General features: G+C 35.7%; 18 protein-coding genes and 1 tRNA gene. 12 read left to right on the top strand and 7 right to left on the bottom strand.

All coding sequences use genetic code 11. The features are described from left to right. Nucleotides 1-99: 99 nt before the first annotated feature. Nucleotides 100-438, top strand: coding sequence for a transposase (locus PWP26_RS04320; protein ID WP_081856481.1), 339 nt, complete (start codon nucleotides 100-102; stop codon nucleotides 436-438). Between the two features lie 796 nt (nucleotides 439-1,234). On the opposite strand, the gene PWP26_RS04315 is transcribed toward PWP26_RS04320, so the two are convergent. The 4 genes from PWP26_RS04315 to PWP26_RS04300 all read right to left on the bottom strand — a co-directional run bounded on the left by PWP26_RS04315 (nucleotide 1,235) and on the right by PWP26_RS04300 (nucleotide 4,594). Continuing rightward, nucleotides 1,235-1,918, bottom strand: coding sequence for a hypothetical protein (locus tag PWP26_RS04315; protein ID WP_273018894.1), 684 nt, complete (start codon nucleotides 1,916-1,918; stop codon nucleotides 1,235-1,237). Between the two features lie 318 nt (nucleotides 1,919-2,236). Beyond that, on the bottom strand, nucleotides 2,237-3,490 hold the full coding sequence (gene rho, locus PWP26_RS04310; protein ID WP_301399022.1) for a transcription termination factor Rho: 1,254 nt from the start codon (nucleotides 3,488-3,490) through the stop codon (nucleotides 2,237-2,239). A 191-nt stretch (nucleotides 3,491-3,681) separates the two neighbouring features. Beyond that, nucleotides 3,682-3,754: transfer RNA gene (locus PWP26_RS04305), tRNA-Asn, on the bottom strand. 96 nt (nucleotides 3,755-3,850) lie between these two features. After that, nucleotides 3,851-4,594 carry a hypothetical protein gene (locus tag PWP26_RS04300; RefSeq protein ID WP_301399021.1) on the bottom strand — a complete coding sequence of 248 codons (744 nt, stop codon included), beginning with the start codon at nucleotides 4,592-4,594 and terminating at the stop codon, nucleotides 3,851-3,853. Nucleotides 4,595-4,728: 134 nt separating this feature from the next. Here PWP26_RS04300 and PWP26_RS04295 point away from each other — a divergent pair, with 134 nt between their 5' ends. Continuing rightward, nucleotides 4,729-5,934, top strand: coding sequence for an inositol monophosphatase family protein (locus PWP26_RS04295; protein WP_273018896.1), 1,206 nt, complete (start codon nucleotides 4,729-4,731; stop codon nucleotides 5,932-5,934). After that, nucleotides 5,934-6,827: a diguanylate cyclase gene (locus tag PWP26_RS04290; protein ID WP_301399020.1), complete on the top strand. Its 894-nt coding sequence runs from the start codon at nucleotides 5,934-5,936 to the stop codon at nucleotides 6,825-6,827. The genes PWP26_RS04295 and PWP26_RS04290 overlap by 1 nt, the downstream gene beginning before the upstream one ends. Here the strand turns inward: PWP26_RS04290 and PWP26_RS04285 are convergent. The 3 genes from PWP26_RS04285 to PWP26_RS04275 are packed head-to-tail and all read right to left on the bottom strand — an operon-like array spanning nucleotide 6,824 to nucleotide 10,191. Then, the gene (locus PWP26_RS04285) at nucleotides 6,824-8,815 is read right to left on the bottom strand and encodes a ribonuclease catalytic domain-containing protein (RefSeq protein WP_273011591.1); all 1,992 of its coding nucleotides are present in this window, start codon (nucleotides 8,813-8,815) and stop codon (nucleotides 6,824-6,826) included. The genes PWP26_RS04290 and PWP26_RS04285 overlap by 4 nt on opposite strands. Then, on the bottom strand, nucleotides 8,815-9,537 hold the full coding sequence (gene hisA / locus PWP26_RS04280) for a 1-(5-phosphoribosyl)-5-[(5-phosphoribosylamino)methylideneamino]imidazole-4-carboxamide isomerase (RefSeq protein ID WP_038060757.1): 723 nt from the start codon (nucleotides 9,535-9,537) through the stop codon (nucleotides 8,815-8,817). Before hisA ends, PWP26_RS04285 begins: the two co-directional genes overlap by 1 nt. A gap of 3 nt (nucleotides 9,538-9,540) precedes the next feature. After that, on the bottom strand, nucleotides 9,541-10,191 hold the full coding sequence (locus PWP26_RS04275; RefSeq protein ID WP_038060754.1) for a hypothetical protein: 651 nt from the start codon (nucleotides 10,189-10,191) through the stop codon (nucleotides 9,541-9,543). Between the two features lie 229 nt (nucleotides 10,192-10,420). On the opposite strand from PWP26_RS04275, the gene PWP26_RS04270 reads away from it, so the two are divergent. From PWP26_RS04270 to PWP26_RS04230, 9 genes are all read left to right on the top strand, one after another. After that, nucleotides 10,421-11,716 carry an NCS2 family permease gene (locus PWP26_RS04270; protein ID WP_367652117.1) on the top strand — a complete coding sequence of 432 codons (1,296 nt, stop codon included), beginning with the start codon at nucleotides 10,421-10,423 and terminating at the stop codon, nucleotides 11,714-11,716. Between the two features lie 66 nt (nucleotides 11,717-11,782). After that, nucleotides 11,783-12,337: an HD domain-containing protein gene (locus PWP26_RS04265; RefSeq protein WP_273011582.1), complete on the top strand. Its 555-nt coding sequence runs from the start codon at nucleotides 11,783-11,785 to the stop codon at nucleotides 12,335-12,337. Next, nucleotides 12,334-13,263, top strand: a complete 930-nt coding sequence (gene mdh, locus PWP26_RS04260) for a malate dehydrogenase (protein WP_287568690.1) — start codon at nucleotides 12,334-12,336, stop codon at nucleotides 13,261-13,263. Before PWP26_RS04265 ends, mdh begins: the two co-directional genes overlap by 4 nt. Before the next feature lie 10 nt (nucleotides 13,264-13,273). Beyond that, nucleotides 13,274-14,353, top strand: coding sequence for a PIN/TRAM domain-containing protein (locus PWP26_RS04255; protein WP_301399018.1), 1,080 nt, complete (start codon nucleotides 13,274-13,276; stop codon nucleotides 14,351-14,353). Next, a complete protein-coding gene (gene mutL, locus PWP26_RS04250) occupies nucleotides 14,346-16,031 on the top strand; it encodes a DNA mismatch repair endonuclease MutL (RefSeq protein WP_287568693.1) in 1,686 nt (561 codons plus the stop codon). Before PWP26_RS04255 ends, mutL begins: the two co-directional genes overlap by 8 nt. Further along, nucleotides 16,028-16,948, top strand: a complete 921-nt coding sequence (miaA, locus tag PWP26_RS04245) for a tRNA (adenosine(37)-N6)-dimethylallyltransferase MiaA (RefSeq protein ID WP_273011574.1) — start codon at nucleotides 16,028-16,030, stop codon at nucleotides 16,946-16,948. Before mutL ends, miaA begins: the two co-directional genes overlap by 4 nt. Beyond that, complete coding sequence (locus tag PWP26_RS04240) at nucleotides 16,936-17,817, top strand: YicC/YloC family endoribonuclease (protein WP_301399017.1); 882 nt, start codon at nucleotides 16,936-16,938, stop codon at nucleotides 17,815-17,817. Before miaA ends, PWP26_RS04240 begins: the two co-directional genes overlap by 13 nt. A gap of 23 nt (nucleotides 17,818-17,840) precedes the next feature. Continuing rightward, nucleotides 17,841-18,713: a UbiA-like polyprenyltransferase gene (locus tag PWP26_RS04235; protein WP_038060805.1), complete on the top strand. Its 873-nt coding sequence runs from the start codon at nucleotides 17,841-17,843 to the stop codon at nucleotides 18,711-18,713. Next, entirely contained in the window at nucleotides 18,714-19,505 is a 792-nt protein-coding gene (locus PWP26_RS04230; protein ID WP_022855861.1) for a ParA family protein, read from the top strand. Nucleotides 19,506-19,530 lie beyond the last annotated feature (25 nt).

Genomic DNA, 19,530 nt, shown 5'->3' with positions numbered 1-19,530 from the left:
TTTTAGGTTTTATGTTATCATTAATTTAAAAAATATTAAAAATTTTTATTATGCCTCTAAAATATTTTATTAAAAGACACAATTTATATTCTACTCCCGATGAAGTTTAAGGAGAGATGGGGTAGAATATATCCGGAGGTAGTAAGGAAGTGGGAGGAGAATTTTAACGAGCTTACGACGTTTATGGGATATCCGGAGGAGGTTAGAAGGTTTATTTACACTACGAATCAATTAGAGAGGCTAATGAAGGATATCTTGATGAGGGCTAAGGTGATAGAGGTATTTTCGGGAGTGGATTCAGTTTGTAAGGTGGTATATTTGGTATTGTTGGAGATGAACGAGAGATACAGGGGTAGGAGTTTACCTGGATTTCAAGAAGCGATATCTAATTTTAGGAGGGAGACTTCTTACCCAAAATTGGCAGACACAATTAAATAAACACTATGGAAAATAATTCTATATATTTTTACAGTCTTGAGAACAGGTTGAACTACAGAAAAATAGTCCTTGGAATTGAAAAGGAAATAACAGGGAATATTTTATGATTTTGCATCGAACCTGGTTTTCTGCCAAAATTTGAATAAACTTAATGAATGCTACATAATGAAGATATTTTTTATTAGCTTTTTTAAAATCGATTGAAGGTTTGATGCAGATAAAATAAAATTCAGGTTGTGGATAAAATTATAAATTGTTTTAAAATTTTTATGTATAAAGCTTTTGCATGTAATTTTTTTATGTTCTTTGACAATTGGGTTTCATCTGAACCATGTGGGATATAAAGAAAGAAGAAGAATTTTTGGAAACTTCCTCATGCGTGTTTCATCTGAACCATGTGAGATATAAAGCAATTTCACTCTTCGGTTTTTGAGTAGCAGTAGTATAAGTTTCATCTGAATCATGTGGGATATAAAGGGAACTCCCAAATCAATTGGCAATGTTAGAAATATTTTGTTTCTTTAGAAATTAGTAGTATATTTTAGTTAATGTATTCTTTTAACTTTGGAATACACTCGTATGCCTGCTATATTGAGTTTGTCTTTAAAGTCTATCATAGGTCTTCTCATCGGTCCTTTGATGGTTTTATTTTTTATTGCATTTTTAGTTGTTTTTTTAGTTGTTGTGTTTTTAAAAACTTTAGTAGAAGCCTATTTGATTCCTTATCTTATAAAAAAGAAAAAAAGGAGATATTTAAGAAGGCTTCTTAAAGAAAAACTTATCTCCCTTAATGTTTTTATTTATTTTTTAAATAAATATTTCTCAAATATTCCGGTAGAAGTTGGACAGGATAAGTTTTCTCTCCAATTTTCTCTAAATGCCACCACCAGTGGTCAAAAGGATACTTTTGAGGATCATCAAATAAGTCAGAAGGATCTGCCCCTTTTTGTAATACAACTTCTATTAACATAAGATCAGCGATTTGTACATCCTCTTCATCATCAAGACCTTGTTGATGAATTTCCTCTCTTGTTTCTAAAAGGGCAGGTGCAGAAGCATAATAACGAAGATCGTCAGGAAATTCACAGAATAAAACCCAACTTTTTATTAATTCACTTTGATAAGAATCGTAGATTAACCTGATCTCACCTTTTAAAGCTTTTTCGTAAACTACTCTAAGATATTCAGGAAGGAGTTCTTGGGGATAGGATTTTTCAACAATTTTATCTAAATGCCACCACCAGTGGTCTTGAGGATACTGCATCGGCTCATCAAAATACTCTATCAACCCTTTTCCCTTTCTAAGCAAAGTTGTAATAAGGTTTAAATCTGCCTTTTTAACTTTTTCTTCACTATCAAGCCCATGTTGATGAATTTTTTCTCGAATCATAAAAAGATCTAAATCAGTAGCATGATATCGAAATTTAAAACAAGGAGGTTCACATAACAGACACCACTCGTTAATAAGCTTTGTTTTCATGTTTCTATTCTATTGCATAATAACTTTAATTATCCTTGAATTATTGAATTATTATATCAAGCTTATAAAGATTGTCTAATTTTATATTACATGTTAAGGTAAAAATATCCCTCTACAAGATGCAGAGATGCTTTTCTTTTTTTTTGAGAGGACTGTTAGGTTTAAAAGGGCAACTTTTTATTTTGTTTACAATTAAAAGAACACTACGGATTAAATCTGATGCCTATCTTGCACTTTTTCTAAAGTCGAGGAAAGGTTTAAAATAAGAAACCTTGATAGAGCCTTGGTAGGTGGTCCTGACCAAGGCTTTCTGTCGATTTACTGATTCATTTTGCTTAAAAAGTCTTGGTTGCTTGAGGTGTCTTTCATTTTTTCGATAAGGAACTCCATACATTCTACTGAAGACAGAGGCGAGAGAACCTTCCTTAATAACCAGACTTTATGGAGAATATCAGGAGGTAATAAAAGTTCTTCTTTTCTTGTACCACTAAGATGGATGTCTATGGCAGGCCAGATCCTTCTATCAGCCAAGCGCCTATCTAATACTATCTCCATGTTACCTGTTCCTTTAAACTCTTCGAAGATCACTTCATCCATACGGCTTCCTGTGTCTATAAGACAGGTGGCAATAATAGTAAGGCTTCCTCCTTCTTCTATGTTTCTTGCAGCGCCGAAGAATCTTTTGGGTTTGTGTAAGGCATTGGCATCAATTCCTCCTGAAAGAAGTTTCCCGCTTGAAGGAACTACCACGTTATAAGCTCTGGTTAAACGGGTAAGACTGTCAAGTAAGATTACCACGTCATATTTACACTCAACCAATCTTTTGGCCTTTTCTATAACAATTTCAGCAACTTGGGTGTGCTTTTGAGGTGGTTCATCAAAGGTAGAGCTTACAATCTCAGCCTTGGGGACGATTCTTTGCATTTCTGTTACTTCTTCAGGTCTTTCATCTATCAAGAGAATGATTAAATATACATCTGGGTAATTAGTTACTATTCCATTGGCGATATTCTGTAACAAGACCGTTTTTCCTGTTCTTGGAGGTGCAACGATAAGACCTCTTTGTCCTTTCCCTATGGGAACAAATAAATCTATAATCCTGGTTGAAAGATTATCTGGGGTGGTTTCTAACCTAAGCCATTGGTTAGGATGGATAGGGGTAAGATGGTCAAAAGGAGTTCTGGTTCTAACTATTTCTGGTGGAAGATAGTTAACTTTTTCCACCTTGGCTAAGGCAAAATATTTTTCTCCTTCCTTAGGTTGTCTGATATAACCAAATATGGTGTCTCCAGTTTTAAGCCCAAATTTTCGTATTTGCGGAGGAGAAACATAAATATCTTCGGAGCTTGGAAGATAGTTATAATCGTTAAACCGCAAAAAGCCAAAGCCTTCTGGTAAAACTTCTAAGACGCCTTCTACTATGATCTCTACCCCTTTATTAAGTAAAGTGCTTATGATGTTGTAGATTACATCAGATTTTTTATAATAGTTATAGATGTTTTCTATGTTTAATTGCTCTCCTATAGAATAAAGCTCTGTAAGGGTTTTTCTCCTAAGTTCTGAAAGATAGATTGGACTACCTAGTTCTTCAAGAACTTTGTCTACATTGTCTTCCGAAGAAACGATATTTTTTCCTTTTTGGCTCTCTTCCATCGGCAAACTCCTTTGATTTAAATTTTAGACATTTAAAGAAACCTAATAGTTGGAAATTTTTAGATTAATCCAAAGATAGATTCTCACAGGTTTAAAAAAATTAAAATAAGCTCCCCGGGCAGGACTCGAACCTGCAGCCTATGGGTTAACAGCCCACCGCTCTGCCGATTGAGCTACCGGGGAATACTTCATGAGATATTCATAAAAATAAATTAAAATCATATTTTGTCAAGGCCTTTGATAGGATTAACATTAAAATTTTTTTTAATCATTCAAAGACTAATAACAGGATAAAACTACATAGGCAGAAAGTTCTACTGTTTGTTCTTGTTTGGGGCTTGGAGGCTCTATCGTTGCTTTTTCTTCAGAAAAACTTTTTAATAAAGAGGCTTTTTGGATGATGATACCATCACCACGTTGGTCAAGGTTTAAGGTAGTGATGTGACAGGATTTATTAAGGGTTTTAGAAACTTTTTCAGAAAATTTTATAGCTTTAGTTATTAAAGTTAACTTTAACTCTTCTGTAATGGTTTTCAAGTCTTTTTCTGTTATCGTCCAGTAGATGTTGGTTACAGAAAAATCGAGGCTATCGCCATACATCTTTTTAGCCTCTTCAAACAGAGAATAAATTTTGGTTTGTTTAGTTGGATCTTTTAGCTCAAAAACATAAGAAAGAAAACCTTTATACCCATGGCATACTTGTTTGTTTTTTATCCACTGACAGTCTTTGTATACATAATACCTTCCTCCATGGTATTCTACTTCTAAGGCCTTTACTTTTTTATCTATAGTACCTAAAAGGTTTATAACTTCTATTTCTTTAGGTAAAGGTTGAGTAGATACTTCAACCGTAAGCTTCAACACGTTCGGTAGGATCTCTTTTTTTTCTTTAATCGAGGTTGAAACAGTCGTGATCTTAGGATGACCACCTTTGGTTTCTGCGTAAACTAATCCCTGGTTTAAGAGAAAGGTCCCCCAAGCTATTACCATCAAAATTATCATTGACAAGCCTTTTTTATCCATGTTGCCCTCCAGTTTCTGATAGTAAGCTTCTACAACATTTTGAAGTTAAAACTTATTTTTGTCAACCTGTCGATCATTAATAAAAATAAGCAAAGTGTCTTGTAATTTTGTAAGATTATAATATCCTATTACTTATGGATTGGAGAAAGCTGGTAGATCCTCTTAAAGCTCTGGTTTTAGAAGTTGGCAGTTTTCAAAAACAGTCTTATTTTTCTTCGGTTGAGGTTTTTTATAAAGGAAAAATAGATCTGGTAACCTCTGTTGACCTTAAGTCTGAGGAAAAGCTTAAAGAAGGTTTGAAACGGATTTTTCCTTCTGCTTCTATTTTAGCTGAAGAAAGCTATCACCCTGAAAAAGAGTTGCCCGAGGTTTTTTGGTTGGTTGACCCGTTAGACGGAACTACCAATTTTGCTCATCGTCTTCCCTGGTTTGCTATCTCAGTGGCCTTGATGCAAGGTAAAACACCGGTTTTAGGGATGGTTTATAATCCGATGACAGACGAACTTTTTTATGCAGTACGAGGTCAAGGGGCCTACCTAAACGGGAATCCTATTAGGGTTTCTTCGGTAGATAACTTGTTATCTTCGCTTTTATGTACTGGTTTTCCTGTATCTAAAATTATGGATAGTCCTGATTTGTTTATCCCTTTATTTAAAGAGTTTATGACAAAATGTCAGGGAGTTAGACGCTTTGGTTCTGCTGCTCTTGATTTGGCATACGTTGCCTGTGGAAGGTATGAGGGTTTTTGGGAACCCTATCTTAAACCCTGGGATACCGCAGCTGGAATCCTTCTTGTGGAAGAGGCAGGGGGTAAGGTTACAGATTATTTAGGTAACCCTTACCATCCTTTCCTAAACACCATAGTGGCTTCAAACAGTCATATTCATCAAGCTATGATAGAGATAACCTCAAAATACCATCCAGATACCTTTAAACCGTATAAAAATCCTTTTCCTACGGTAGATATTATCATTAAGTTTGGCGATGGAATCGTGTTAATCTATAGAAAAAATTACCCTCAAGGGTGGGCATTACCTGGAGGTTTTGTAGACTATGGAGAATCCCTGGAACAGGCAGCGATAAGAGAGGCTAAGGAAGAGACTAATTTAGACATAGAGCTCGAATATCTTCTTGGTTGTTATTCAAATCCTGACAGAGACCCAAGGTTTCATACTATTTCTACAGTATTTGTGGCTAAAGGTAAAGGGACGCTTAAAGGAATGGATGACGCTAAAGAGGCTCGAGTATTTAAGTTAGAAGAAATTCCATGGGATTTTTTAGTTTTTGACCATGCACAGATCCTTAGAGATTTTTTAAAAAAAGAAAGAGAGGAATTTTAGTGAAGTTAGCTAAGTGGTTAGATTTAATAAAGACAGAGCTTAAAGAGGATCCAAAAATTTTAATTTATGATCAGGAAAAAGAAGTAACTTTTTTTTTGGAAGAAATTTTAGAGCCCTATAAGGTAGAAATAATAAGTGTGGAAAGGCTAGAGTTTTCTAAAGAAGACCTTTTTCAGTTGGTGGTATTGGTGGGGAGAGGAGGAGAAGATCTTTCGTTTCTTTTAAACAAAGTTAGAGAATTCTACGAAGAATCTAAGGTATGTGTAGTTTTAAATTTTTTAAAAGAGGAAGATATAGCACGTTATTTTGACTTAGGCGCAGATGAAGTTGTTTTTAAACCTTTTACTATAAACGAACTTAAAGCTAGGTTGGCTAAACTTTTTAAAGAATATTACCTGGATAAAAAAATAAAGCGTTTTTTGATAGAAGACTCTTTGACAGGGGTTTATAACAGGAGGTTCTTTGAAGAAAAACTAAGAGAAGAAGCCTATAAAGCCCTTAGGCAAAGACATCCTCTTAGTTTAATGATGCTAGACCTTGACAATTTTAAATGGTATAACGATAATCTTGGACATCAAGAAGGTGATGCTTTACTAAAGCTGGTAGGGGAAACTCTTTTAAATAGTGTAAGAGCAGGGGTAGACCTGGTTTTTAGATATGGAGGAGACGAGTTTGTTATCTTATTACCGTATACTACCAAAGAGCAAGCTGTTCAGGTAGCTGAAAGGATTAAGAAAAACTGGGAGATATATAACATCCCTAATGTTAAGATTTCTATTGGTATTGCTCAGCTAGAAGATAAGGGGGATTTAGAAAAGTCTATAGAAAATATGCTTGCAACAGCAGATGCTTTGATGTATTCTGAAAAAAAGGCTAATAAAAATTTAATTTAATCAAGTTTCAGTCTTAATATTTCTAATCTGGGGTTGACCTTTTCTATTTTAACGATTATTTCTTGCCCAGGATTGAGGTTTTCTTTGAACCCTATCAGGTCTCCTGTAAGGTTAAAATCAACCAGGTATACTTTGGCCCTTTTGTTTTGTACCTGCAAAACCAGTCCTTGTAAAGGTTGGTCTTTAACCTGGGTTTGCAAGTATTTAAGTAGAAAATATTTTTCTCTTTTGTTTTGAAGAAAGGTTGCTCTTTGAAGGTTAGTTTGCAATTCTGGTAAAAATTGGTTGAGTTCCTTTTCTGAAAGAGGAGGGGTACCAGCGATAAGAGCCTTTAGCTGATATTGGTTTACCAGGTCTGCAAACCTTCTTATCGGAGAAGACAAGGTAGCATAAGCTTCAAGTCCTAATCCAGAATGATATTCTGGAAAAAGAGAAATTTCAGATTTCGCAAGATATCTCAGTTGAAGGAGCTTAAGATAAAGGTTTTCTTCAAAGTTTTCTATTACTTCTATGGGTTTAGGTTGGGAACGAAAAATTCCAGGAATTTGATTTTGTTGGAGTAGTTTGGCTCCTAAGTAGTTGGTAAGAACCATAGCTTCAGCCACCAACATTCTGGCAGGGGTCATTTCTACCTTGAAAACTGAAATAGTCCCATCCTCAGACACCTTAACCTCAACCTCAGGCAAAAAGATAGCGATAGCCCCATTTTCTTCCCTTCTTCGTTTAAACCGCATAAGAAGTTGATAAAGTTTTTGCCAGAAAGGTTCTCCAGAACTGAGATATGAGTCTACCTCTTTATAAGTAAGTCTCTTTTTTACCTTAATAAGAGAGGAGGTGGCTTTAAATTCTTTAAGCTCTCCGTCTTTTTGCAGGTAAATCTTAAAGGTTAAGGCAGGCCTTATTTCTCCTTGTTTTAGACTAAATTTTTCGTGAGAAAGGGAAAAAGGTAGCATGGGAATGATTTTTTCAGGAAGATAAAGGGTTAAAGTTCTTTCTAAAGCACCATTCCAAAGAGGGGTCCCAGGTTTTATAAATCCAGCCACATCTGCGATATGAACATAAATTAAATATCCCTCTTTTGTCTCTTCAAAACTTAAGGCATCATCAAAGTCTTCTGTCTCTTCAGCGTCTATGGTAAAAGTCTCTAAATGTGTTAAGTCTTCTCTAGGCTCATCCTCTAATGAGGAACGAGAAATCTCTTCCGCCTGTTTTATTTCTTCCAAACTAAAGTCTAAAGGAAATTTGGTTTTCAAAAGCTCTACGTTTTCGTCTTCGTCAAACAGGTTTAGCTTAACTAATAGGTCAAAAATCTGATTTTGTTCCTTAATTTCTGCCTTTTCTAAAACGTCTTTAACCATCTTTCCCGAGGAACTTTGCTCTTCCCATAAAAAATATTCTTTTAAAGCAGTTCCCCAGAAGTCTATAGTTTCTTGGTCAAACTTTTCTATAGATCCTGCTTTTAAGGATTTTATAAACTCTATACCTTGGTTTAATTTTTTTAATCTTTCGAGTTCTTTTTCTCTCCTATGAATTTCCCTTTCTACTTCCTCTCGAGGCATTATTTCTACTTCGTTAGGTGCTTTTAATTTAAAATAAAGTTTAGCCTCGCAGACCTTTCGTAAAAACCCTGCGATTTCGTCTTCTTCTGGTACTTTTCCCAGGAAAAGTTCTACCAGGTCTTTAGCTAATAAAATGGGTTGTTCTTCGTCAACTACCACTTCCCAAAGTTCTTCTAAGTTAAAAATATCTTTTAGTTTTTCTCTTTTTTGATTTTTTTCTCTTAAAAGGGTCTCCACCTGGGTTAGGTCTTTTGATGAAATTGGTTTTTCTTCAAAGGATACCAAAGCATGGTAGTTGATGGACTCTTCTTTGCCAGAAGGTAAAACTATATGAAGGCGTTTTCCTTTTACGTCTTTAACATAAGCAGTAGTTATTTTTTCTCGAGAGAAGATATCTACTATCTTATTTTTTAAAAAATTAAGGTCCATCACTCCGCAAGTAATAAGGCTTCTTTAAGGTTTAACGTACCTTCATAAAGGGCTCTCCCAGTTATAACTCCCATCAATCCTAACTTTTCATAAGGTTTTAATTTTTGAATATCTTCTAAAGTAGAAACCCCTCCCGCTAAAATAATAGGATGTTCTGAAAACTGAAGTGCTTTTTCTAATCTATCTACTTCTACCCCTTTTTGGGTACCATCTCGTTCTATAATGGTTAGAATAATCGCAAAAAGCTTAAGGCCTTTTAGATTTTTTATAAAATCCAAATAGTTCACCTCTGATGTTTCCAACCATCCTGCTATGGCTACCTTTTCACCTTTTACGTCTACACTTACGATTATTTTCTGAGGATATCTATTACATAAGGTTCTTAACCAATCAACCGAAGAGACAGCTTTAGTTCCTAAGATGACCTGAGAGACCCCATTTTTTAGATAGGTCTCTACATGCTCTTCTGTTCTTATCCCTCCTCCTACCTGGACAGGAATGTCAAGACCTTGGGCAATTTTTATTACCAGGTCTTTATGGACTGGTTTCCCCTCCTTGGCACCATCAAGGTCTACTATATGAAGTCTTTTAGCTCCTTGTTGTCTAAAAAATCGGGCATATTCTTCAGGGTTTTCTCCATATACTTTAGTTTTCTCATAATCTCCCTGAAAAAGCCTTACTACCTTATGATTTCTTAGGTCAATAGCCGGGATTACCAACATTTGTTACCTCTTGGCACCAGGAAATTTTTGTAAAAGAAGTTCAATTCCATTTTCAGCCAGTTCCTTAGCGGTAAGCCATTTAATTTTTTTGTAGATTTTAAGGTTTAATAGGTTTTCACTTAAAGGTTTCTGGGTCTCGTCAAACATTTCTGCCCAGACAATTTTTCCTGAAGAACCATCATAAAGTACCAAGACAAAGGCCACACTTGCTGGCTCGTTTACAGAAAAACCACTCCCTTGTCTTTCCTGGTAGCGATAAATCCTTCCGTAAAGGATAGCATCTACCCCGGTTTTAGAGGCTAACCTTTTAATAAATTCAGAAAAACTTTGGCTTTCGGCAAGTGTTTCTAAAATCAGAGTTTCAGCCTCTTGAGGAACAAGAAATTTAAACTGATAAGGAAGGTTGGCAGTTAGTAACCGTTCTTTTAATACTTGGCTAAGGGTTTCTGAGGCTGACATCTTGATGGGACCTGAAATTATTCCTTTAAAAGGTACTATGAAAATTTCTCGTTGCTCTGGATTGTAATATTCGAAGGGAAGAATTAGAATGGTTTTAAAAGAGGTGATCGTAGATTTAGTTTGAGGAGGAGAGGTTGCACATCCTCCACAAAGTAAAACCAAACATAACCCAAGGTAAAAAAGAAGTTTTTTCATAAAAACCTCTCAGTTAATTTTTAGTATTATCACGTATTATAACATACTAAGCAGGTTTATCTACTAAAACAGAAAAAAACAAAAAAGCCTTAAAACATAAACAGTTTTTAAGTGGTATTAAAAAAATAAAACCTCAAGTTGACGAAAGGGAGTTTTATTAATATATTTGCATTATATTTTCAAAAAAATTAAAGGTTTAGGAGATATGCTACAAAATTTAGAAAGTTTTATCCAACGGATCTTTAAGTTAAAACAAAGAAATACCGATGTAAAAACAGAGTTTATAGCAGGTTTTACCACGTTCATGACGATGGCTTATGTGCTTGCTGTAGTACCTTCTATCCTTTCTAAAACGGGAATGCCTAAGGAATCTCTTTTTACCTCTGTAGTTTTGATGTGTATGTTTTCTACTTTTTTGATGGGAGTTTATGCTAATTTACCTTTTGCTTTAGCCCCTGGGGTAGGACTATGTGCCTTTTTTACTTATACCGTGGTTTTAGGGATGGGATACTCTTGGCAAACAGCTCTTACTGCTGTGTTTTTAGAAGGAATAATTTTTATCTTCCTTACAGTTACCAACCTTAGAACTGCTATCGCTAAAGCTATCCCTGAGAATTTGAAAAGAGCAATTTCTGTAGGTATAGGCCTTTTTATAGCCTTTATAGGGCTTCAAAATGCTCACATCGTGGTTAAAAATCCTAATGTTCTCGTTCAACTTGGAGACTTAACCAACCCTGAAGCCTTTTTAGGGCTTTTAGGAATAATTATTACAGGGGCTTTACTTTTCTTTAAGATAAAAGGGGCTTTGCTTTTAGGTATCCTTATTACCGCAGTCTTGGGGATTCCTTTGGGAGTAACTCGATTAGAGGGTTTTCAATTTCTGTCTTTACCTTTCTCTTCGTCTTCAGTTTTTTTTAAGTTTGATTTTAGTAACATTTGGTCAGGGGATTTTTTAATTATCATGCTCACCTTTCTTTCTATAGATCTTTTTGATACCATCGGCACACTTATAGGAGTTTCTACTAAAGCAAGACTTGAAGAAAGATTCGAAGAAAGTATAAGCTTTAAACGAGGGCTTTTGGTAGATGCTATAAGCACAACCTTAGGGGCTATTTTGGGGGTTTCGACAGTTACTGCTTATATAGAAAGTGCTTCGGGAGTTACAGAGGGAGGAAGGACAGGACTTACTTCTGTTTTCACTGCTTTCTTTTTCTCTTTAGCTTTGTTTTTTTCTTCTCTTTTTTTATTAATTCCTCTTGCTGCTATAACTCCTGCTTTGGTGTTGGTAGGGCTTTTTATGTTAACCGCCATCAAGGAAATAGATTTTGAAGATTACACCGAAGGATTGCCTGCCTTTTTAACCATCATGTTCATGCCTTTAACTTTTAGCATAGTAAACGGCATAATCATCGGAGTATTAAGCTATGTCTTTTTGAAGCTTTTATCTGGTAAAAGAAGAGAAGTTCCTATCCCTACCTTTTTGATAGCCTTGTTTTTTATAGTTAAACTAATAATAGGTTTTTAGGTTTATGATAACTTTGGTTTACAACGTGATAGATGGGGTTATAATTTTAAATATTAGGTCGATCCTATGGATCCTTTAAGTTTGCTTGAAAAGTACGGCAAGGGGAATCCAGAGTTTTTAAATCTTATCGTTAACCACTCTCAGGCAGTTGCTAAAAAGGCTCTAGAAATAGCCAAAAAATTCCCCCAGGTAAACTTAGATTTTGTTTATAAAGGAGCTATGTTGCATGATATAGGATGTTTTTTTACTTATTTCCCTAAGTTTAATGAACAAGCTACAGAGCCTTATATTAAGCATGGAGTGATAGGTAGGGATATTCTTGAGAAAGAGGGATATTTAGACCTCGCTTTGGTTTGTGAAAGACACATAGGGGTGGGTATTACCAAGCAAGAGATCATAGAAAAAAAACTTCCTCTTCCTCCAAGAGATATGGTACCGCAGACCTTAGAAGAAAAAATCATAGCCTTTGCAGACAAATTTTTTTCTAAGGTTCCTGAAAGGGTAGATAAAGAGAAGTCGGTAGAGGAGATAAAAAAGGAACTTAGGAAGTACGGAGAAGAGAAAGTTCGTATCTTTGAAACTTGGTATAAAGAATTTCTTAACAAGGAGGAGAGTTTATGAGTAAGTTGGTTATTATTGGAGCAGGTGCAGTTGGGACAAGTTGTGCCCATTGGGCGATGGTTAAAAATACTGCCCGTGAGGTCGTTCTTATCGATATCATACCAGACCTTGCTAAAGGTAAAGCTTTAGATTTGGTACAAAGTTCCCCCCTTTTTGGATTTTCAGGAAAAATGTGGGGTACAGAAGATTTTTCAGCCCTTGAAGGGGCAGACGTAGTGGTGATAACTGCTGGTAAGCCAAGACAACCAGGGATGTCAAGGGAAGATCTGATAAGCATTAACGAGAAAATAGTAAGTTCTTGCGCAGAAAATGTTAAAAAATATGCTCCTCAAAGCATAGTAATCGTAGTTTCTAATCCTCTTGATGCGATGGTTTATGTAGCTTTTAAAGTAACTGGGTTCCCTAAGGAGAGGGTTATCGGAATGGCAGGAGTGCTTGATTCAGCTCGTTATCGTTATTTTTTAGCAGAGGCTTTAGGGGTAAGTCCTAAGGACGTTCAAGCCCTGGTGATGGGAATTCATGGAGATCTGATGCTTCCTTTGGTGAGATTGGCCAATGTGTCTGGGATTCCTGTTACCGAACTTCTTCCTAAGGAAAAAATAGAAGAGATAGTTTATAGGACTAAGTTTGGTGGAGGAGAAATTGTTTCTTACCTTAAAACAGGTAGTGCTTTCACCACACCAGGCCTTTCTGTGATAGAAATGGTTGAAAGTATTTTAAAAGATGAAAAACGGGTGTTAACCTGCTCTGTTTACTTAGAAGGGGAATATGGAATCGAAGGGGTTTTTTTGGGAGTACCTGTGGTTTTAGGAAGAAAAGGGGTAGAAAGGGTGATAGAATTCAAACTCTTGCCTGAAGAACAAGAGGCTTTAAAAAGGTGTGCCGAACACTGTAAAGAACTGCTTTCGTATTTGTCTATTAAGTAAAGGAGGTGCAATGCTAGGTGGTAAGCATCTTTTCCAAATCATCTTTATAGCTGTTTGTACTATTTTGGGTGGTGGCATTTTGTTTTATTTTTATCCTGAAAAAGGCTACGTTTTTCCGTTATTAGGTGGGGCTGCAGGTTTTTTTCTTGGTGTATTGGTTATTTTTATAGAAAAAAGGATAAGAGATCTACCTTTTCTACAGTTGTTAGGGAGCTCCATTGGTTTGCTGGTAGGATTAGGGATTGCTAAACTTTTTTCTTCTGTATTCCATCAGGTTTTAGGCAACACGGTTTGGGAGATTTTTTTTTATATCATGAGTATGTTAGGATTAGGATATTTAGGTCTTGTTCTTGGAGGTAAAAAATTTCAAGAATTAAAAGTTTCTGACATGATAGAAAAGATTTTAGAAAAGATAGTTACTAAAGCTCTTACTCCAATTTCCACCGTTTCTAAAAAATTAGCTAAAAAGGATTCTCAAAGGGATTGGCTTAAAGAAAATTTAAAGGTGCTTGACACCAGTGCTATAATAGATGGTAGAATTGTAGATGTAGCAAAAGTAGGGTGGGTTGAGGGTAAACTTATAGTACCCAAGTTTATCTTAGAGGAGATTCAATTTTTATCAGACAGCACCGATCCTATCAAAAGAGAAAGGGGACAAAGGGCTTTAGATTTACTAAACGAATTAAAAAATCTTCCTAAAGTAGACTTAGCAATCGTGGAAACTAACTATCCTAAAATGTCTACCGATGAAAAACTTATCAAGTTTTGTAAAGAAACAGGGGCTAAACTAATTACCACAGATTATAACTTAAATAAAATCTGTCAGTTAGAAAAGATAGAGGTACTTAACATAAACGACCTATTCTTGGCCTTAAGACTTCCGGTACATCCAGGTGATGTACTTAAAATTTATATACTAAAAGAAGGTAAAGAAAAAGGACAGGGAGTAGGTTATCTTGAAGACGGAAGCATGGTGGTAGTAGAAAATGGAAGGGCTCTTATAGGAAAAGAGGTAGAGGTGGTGGTAACCAACCTTTTACATTCTTCAAGCGGAAGGATAATTTTTACTCAGATAAAAAAACATGCCTAAAATTTCGATTTTACCAGAAGAGATAAGAGGAAAAATAGCCGCGGGAGAGGTGGTAGAAAGACCTGCTTCCGTGGTAAAAGAATTGGTAGAAAACTCTTTTGATGCTCAAGCTTCTTATATCAGGGTAGTGATAAAGGAAGGAGGGTTAAAAGAGATTTCTGTTTATGACGACGGAGAAGGGATGGATTTAGAAGATCTAAAGCTTTGTTATCACCATTTTGCTACCAGCAAAATAAAAAATCTTGCCGATGTTTTTAAGATAGTTACCTATGGATTTAGAGGCGAAGCCCTTGCCAGTATTGCTCAGGTCTCAAGGATGTCGATAGCAAGCCGAAGAGAGGGACAGGATATAGCCTATCAGATAGAGGTTGAAGGAGGTCAAGAGTTAAACATAAAGCCTGTTAATCTTAAAAAAGGGACTGTGGTAGTGGTCAGAGACCTCTTTTTTAACCTACCTGCAAGAAAAGCCTTCCTTAAGTCTCCTAAAACAGAAACTTTAAAAATAACCGAGGTGGTTAAGGGATTAAGTCTTTCCCATCCTGAAATCAGGTTTGAGCTTAAAACCCAGGACGAAAAAGAAAAAATACTTTTTTCATGGGAAGGGGGGACTTTACCAAGGCTTTTACAAAAAATAACGGGAATCGATCAGAAATATTTTAAAGAGGTTCGATTAGAAAATCCACCTTATATCATAGACTTAATCCTTACCGATACCTCCTATACCCTTCCTCATACGAAATATATCTGGATATTTGTAAATCAAAGATGGATAAAAGACGAAAAAATAGTTAAGATCCTTCTTACTGCGTTAAAACCGTTTTATGGAAATCTTGGTTTTCCGGCAGGAGTTGTATTTATTAAAGCTCCCTATCATCTGATAGATGTAAACGTACATCCTGCTAAATGGGAGGTAAGGTTTAGAGATGAAAAAGCTTTACATCGTTTACTTAATTCAGCTATAGAAAAGATTTTTGCTGAGAAAAAATTTTATTACCGACAACCTTTTTCGGAGGAAAGCTTAAAGACTAAAGAAGACATTTTGGACTATAAAAATGATTGGCAACCTTTGGTTTCTTTAAGAAAAGAGGCTTTATCTATCTCTGAGTTTCAACTACCAACGTTTAAAACCAGGGATTTTAAATACTTAGGAAGTTTTTTGCAAACCTATCTCTTGGTAGAAAGGGGAGACAAACTTTACTTGATAGACCAGCATGCCCTTTCAGAACGCTTGATGTTTGAAGAATTAAAGAGGAGATATAAGAAAGGAGCTTGTCAAGAATGTCTGTTTCCTTTATCTTTAAGGTTGACCCAAGAGGGATTAGTTAATTTTAAGAATAAAAAGGAAGCTTTAGAAGAGATAGGGTTTGGTTTTGAGGTGTCTGAAGATAAAGTTTTTTTAACCAAAGTCCCTGCAGGTTTTGATGAGGAAGTGAGAGAGGTGTTAGAAGACCTTTTAGAAAATGATTTTAGAGATCCTAAGGTTTTATTAGATGAGGTTTTGGCAGGTTATGCTTGCAAGCTTGCTAAGAAAAAAGGAGATTTTCTGCACGAAGCTGAGGTTTATCAGTTATTAGAGAGGTTTTTTGAAGATAACCTTCAAACCTGTCCTCATGGGCGTCCTCTTTACTGGATGATCGAGGTCTCTGAAATAGAAAAAAGATTAAAACGTAAGCTATGAAGATACAGGGATTGGTGGTCTTAGGACCCACTGGAGTAGGGAAGTCTGAGGTAGGATTATTTTTAGCCAAACATTTAGACGGAGAAATCATAAACTTTGATTCTGTACAGTTTTACAAAGAATTAAATATAGGTACAGCTAAACCCACGGAGGAAGAAAAAAAAGAGGTCCCTCATCATCTTTATGATGTTTTAGACTTAGAAGAAGAGTTTAACGCCGCAAGGTTTGTAGACTTAGCTGATAAAGTTATAGCCGAGATACTGACCAGGCGAAAACTTCCTATCTTAGTTGGTGGCACAGGACTTTATCTTAGGGCGTTAGAATATGGCCTTTTTTCGGTAGAGATACCTGAGGACATCAGAAAAGAAGTCCAAAAAAAGGCAGAACAAAATTTAGAGGAATTATACGAAGAGCTTAAGAAGGTTGACCCTGAATATGCCCACAAAATTTCGCGTAGAGATAAAGTGAGGATTACCAGGGCTATGGAGGTCTTTTATGCCACCGGAAAGCCTTTTTCCTCTTTTCATAAGGAAAATCCTTTTTTTCATAAAAAGCGGTATAATTTTCTCAAAATAGGTTTGCTTTTACCCAGAAAAGAGCTTTATCAACGGATAAATCAACGAGTTCTCAAGATGATTGAGGCAGGGTGGATAGAGGAGGTTAAAAGGCTTTTGGAAAGAGGTTTTGGTCCTTACTTGAAGGTGTTTAGAGCGATAGGTTATGGATACTTGATAAAATATTTAGAGGGAGAGATTAGCTTAGATGAAGCAATAGCCCTTATTCAAAGAGATACAAGACGTTATGCCAAAAGGCAGATTACCTGGTTTAAAAAAGAACCGGATGTAGTTTGGTTTTCGCCCGAAGAGAAAGAAAAAATCTTAAACTGGGTAAAAGAGAGGTTATTATGGAAAGCATGACAGGTTTTGGTAAGGCCAGTTTTCAGATAGATAGTTTTAAGGTTACGGTGTACATAAAAAGTGTAAATTCGAAATATTTAGACCTTTCTTTAAAATTACCTAAAAGGTATACCTTTTTAGAAGAAAAGATAAGAAAGCTGATAATAGAGCACGTTTCTCGTGGAAAAGTAGAAGTTCAGATAAAGCATACAGGAATTCCTTCTGATGGAAGAGAAGTCTTTTTAGACCTTCAGACAGCTTTAAACCTTAAACAGGCCTTGGAAAAATTAAAAGAAACCTTAGATTTTGAAGAAGTATTAACTTTTTCCGATTTTTTGAGATTTAGAGAATATCTTATGTTAGAAGATAAAGAAGAGGAGGTTGATAAACTTTGGGAAGAGGTTTATCCACCTTTAAAGGAGGCTTTAGAACAACTTAAAGCCTCAAGACTAAAAGAGGGGATGTACTTAAAAGAGGTATTAAAAAAACACTTAGAAGACTTAAAGAAACAGATAACTGAAATCGAAACCTTAAAACCTCAGGTAGTCCAAGAGAACACCGAAAAATTAAGACTTAGGCTTCAGAAACTTGCAGAAGAGATAGGAGTTAGAGATTTAGACGAAAACAGATTTTATCAGGAACTGGTATATCTTCTTGATAAGATAGATTTTACCGAAGAACTAAACAGACTAAAGGTTCATCTTAAACATTTTGAAGAGACATTAGAAGAAGATTTCCCAGGGAAAAAGCTTGACTTTTTATGTCAGGAAATGTTTAGAGAGATTAATACTTTGTCTAATAAAGCACAGTCTTCTGCCATTTCTTTGGTGGCGGTAAGGATAAAAGATTTGATAGAAAAATTAAGGGAACAGGTTCAAAACATAGCTTAATAATTTTTAGGAGGGAAAAATTGATATCCAAGGTTAAACTTTATTCAGAGCTTTTAAAGTTTGAACACACGGTTTTTGCCCTCCCCTTTGGTCTGGCAAGTATATTTTTACTCTATCAAGAAGTTCTTTCTTGGAAAAAAGTCATCGCTATTTTGATAGCTATGATCTCAGCCAGAACCTTAGGGATGGCTTTAAACAGGTTAGTTGATAAACCCTTTGATGAAAAAAATCCGAGAACCAAGATCTGGCCTCATGCAAGCGGCTTGGTAAAAGATTGGGAAATAAAACTCCTTATTTTTATTAGCGGCTTGGTTTTTATAGGAAGTTGTTATGCTATTAACCTGTTAGCTTTAGCCTTAAGCCCAGTTGTGATTTTTTTCTTATGGTTTTACCCTTATGCTAAAAGGATAACCTATTTTCCTCATTTAGTCCTTGGGGTGGTTTACTTTCTTATTCCAATAGCCGTAGATATAGCCTTAAACGAAAGGGTCAGTTTGATTGCCTTTTTGTTAGGTTTGGCTATGGGGTCCTGGGTTTCTGGTTTTGATGTGCTTTATAGCCTGCAGGATTATGAGTTTGATAAAAATGTAGGGCTTAAGTCTATTCCTGTTAGATTTGGGATAGCCAAGGCTCTTAAAATAGCCAGACTTCTTCATGGTATTACCTTCTTTTCGTTAGTTTTAGTAGGGTTAGTTTATCCTAAGACTACCTGGATTTATTATCTGGGCCTCTTTTTGATCACCCTTTTTTTAGTCTATGAGCATCGCTTGATAACCGAAAAGGATCTTTCCAAGATAAACAAGGCTTTTTTTACGGTAAATGGTTTTATCAGTTTTGTTTTTCTGTTAGTGGTTTTACTAAACGAGTTGTACTATACTTTTGGGTTAAAAGGATAGATGAAGGTATTAGCTTTTATCAACCAAAAAGGTGGAGTAGGTAAAACTACGGTATGTGTTAATCTTGCCCGGGCTCTAACCTTGGAAGGTTTTAAGGTCTTAGTGATAGATTTTGACCCTCAGGCCAACGCCTCAAGTGGTTTAGGAGTTAGGGTCAAAAAACAACAAAGCATCTATCAGGCAATCATAGAAGAAAAAGTAGAGCCTTTTATCAAACAGCCGTTTTCAGGTCTCTATCTTTTGCCTTCTTCGATAGACCTTGTAGGGCTTGAGATAGAGCTGGTAGATTATCCTCAAAGAGAATATGTGCTTAGAAACCTTATTGAAAAAGGGACTTATTTGCAACAACCGATAAAAGAGTTTTTCGATTTTATTTTTATCGATTCACCCCCTTCTCTTGGTTTGATAACCGTTAACATCCTAACAGCTTCTCAGGGAGTAGTTATTCCTCTTCAGTGCGAATATTATGCCTTAGAAGGGCTATCTTTATTGGTAAGAACCATAAAGGGAATTAAAAAAAGTTTAAACCCTGAATTGATGCTCTTTGGGTTGGTTTTAACAATGTATGACGGAAGAAATCGTCTTTCTCATGAAGTAGCTGAGGAAGCAGAAAAACATTTTAAATGGATTATTTTTAAGACTCGCATCCCAAGAAGTGTAAAGGTTAGTGAAGCACAGAGTTTTGGAAAACCTGTTATTGATTATGATAGACAAAACAGGGTTTCACTTGCGTTTAAAGAGTTATCCTTAGAGTTTCTTGATAGAATAAGGGAGAGACAAACTTTGGGATAAGATGTAAGTAATGGTAGTACAACTT

It is taken from the genome of Thermodesulfobacterium sp. (assembly GCF_030445475.1).
Classification (GTDB): domain Bacteria; phylum Desulfobacterota; class Thermodesulfobacteria; order Thermodesulfobacteriales; family Thermodesulfobacteriaceae; genus Thermodesulfobacterium; species Thermodesulfobacterium commune.
The sequence above is the reverse complement of the archived record's forward strand: the minus strand, read 5'-3'. Positions and strand labels throughout refer to the sequence as shown.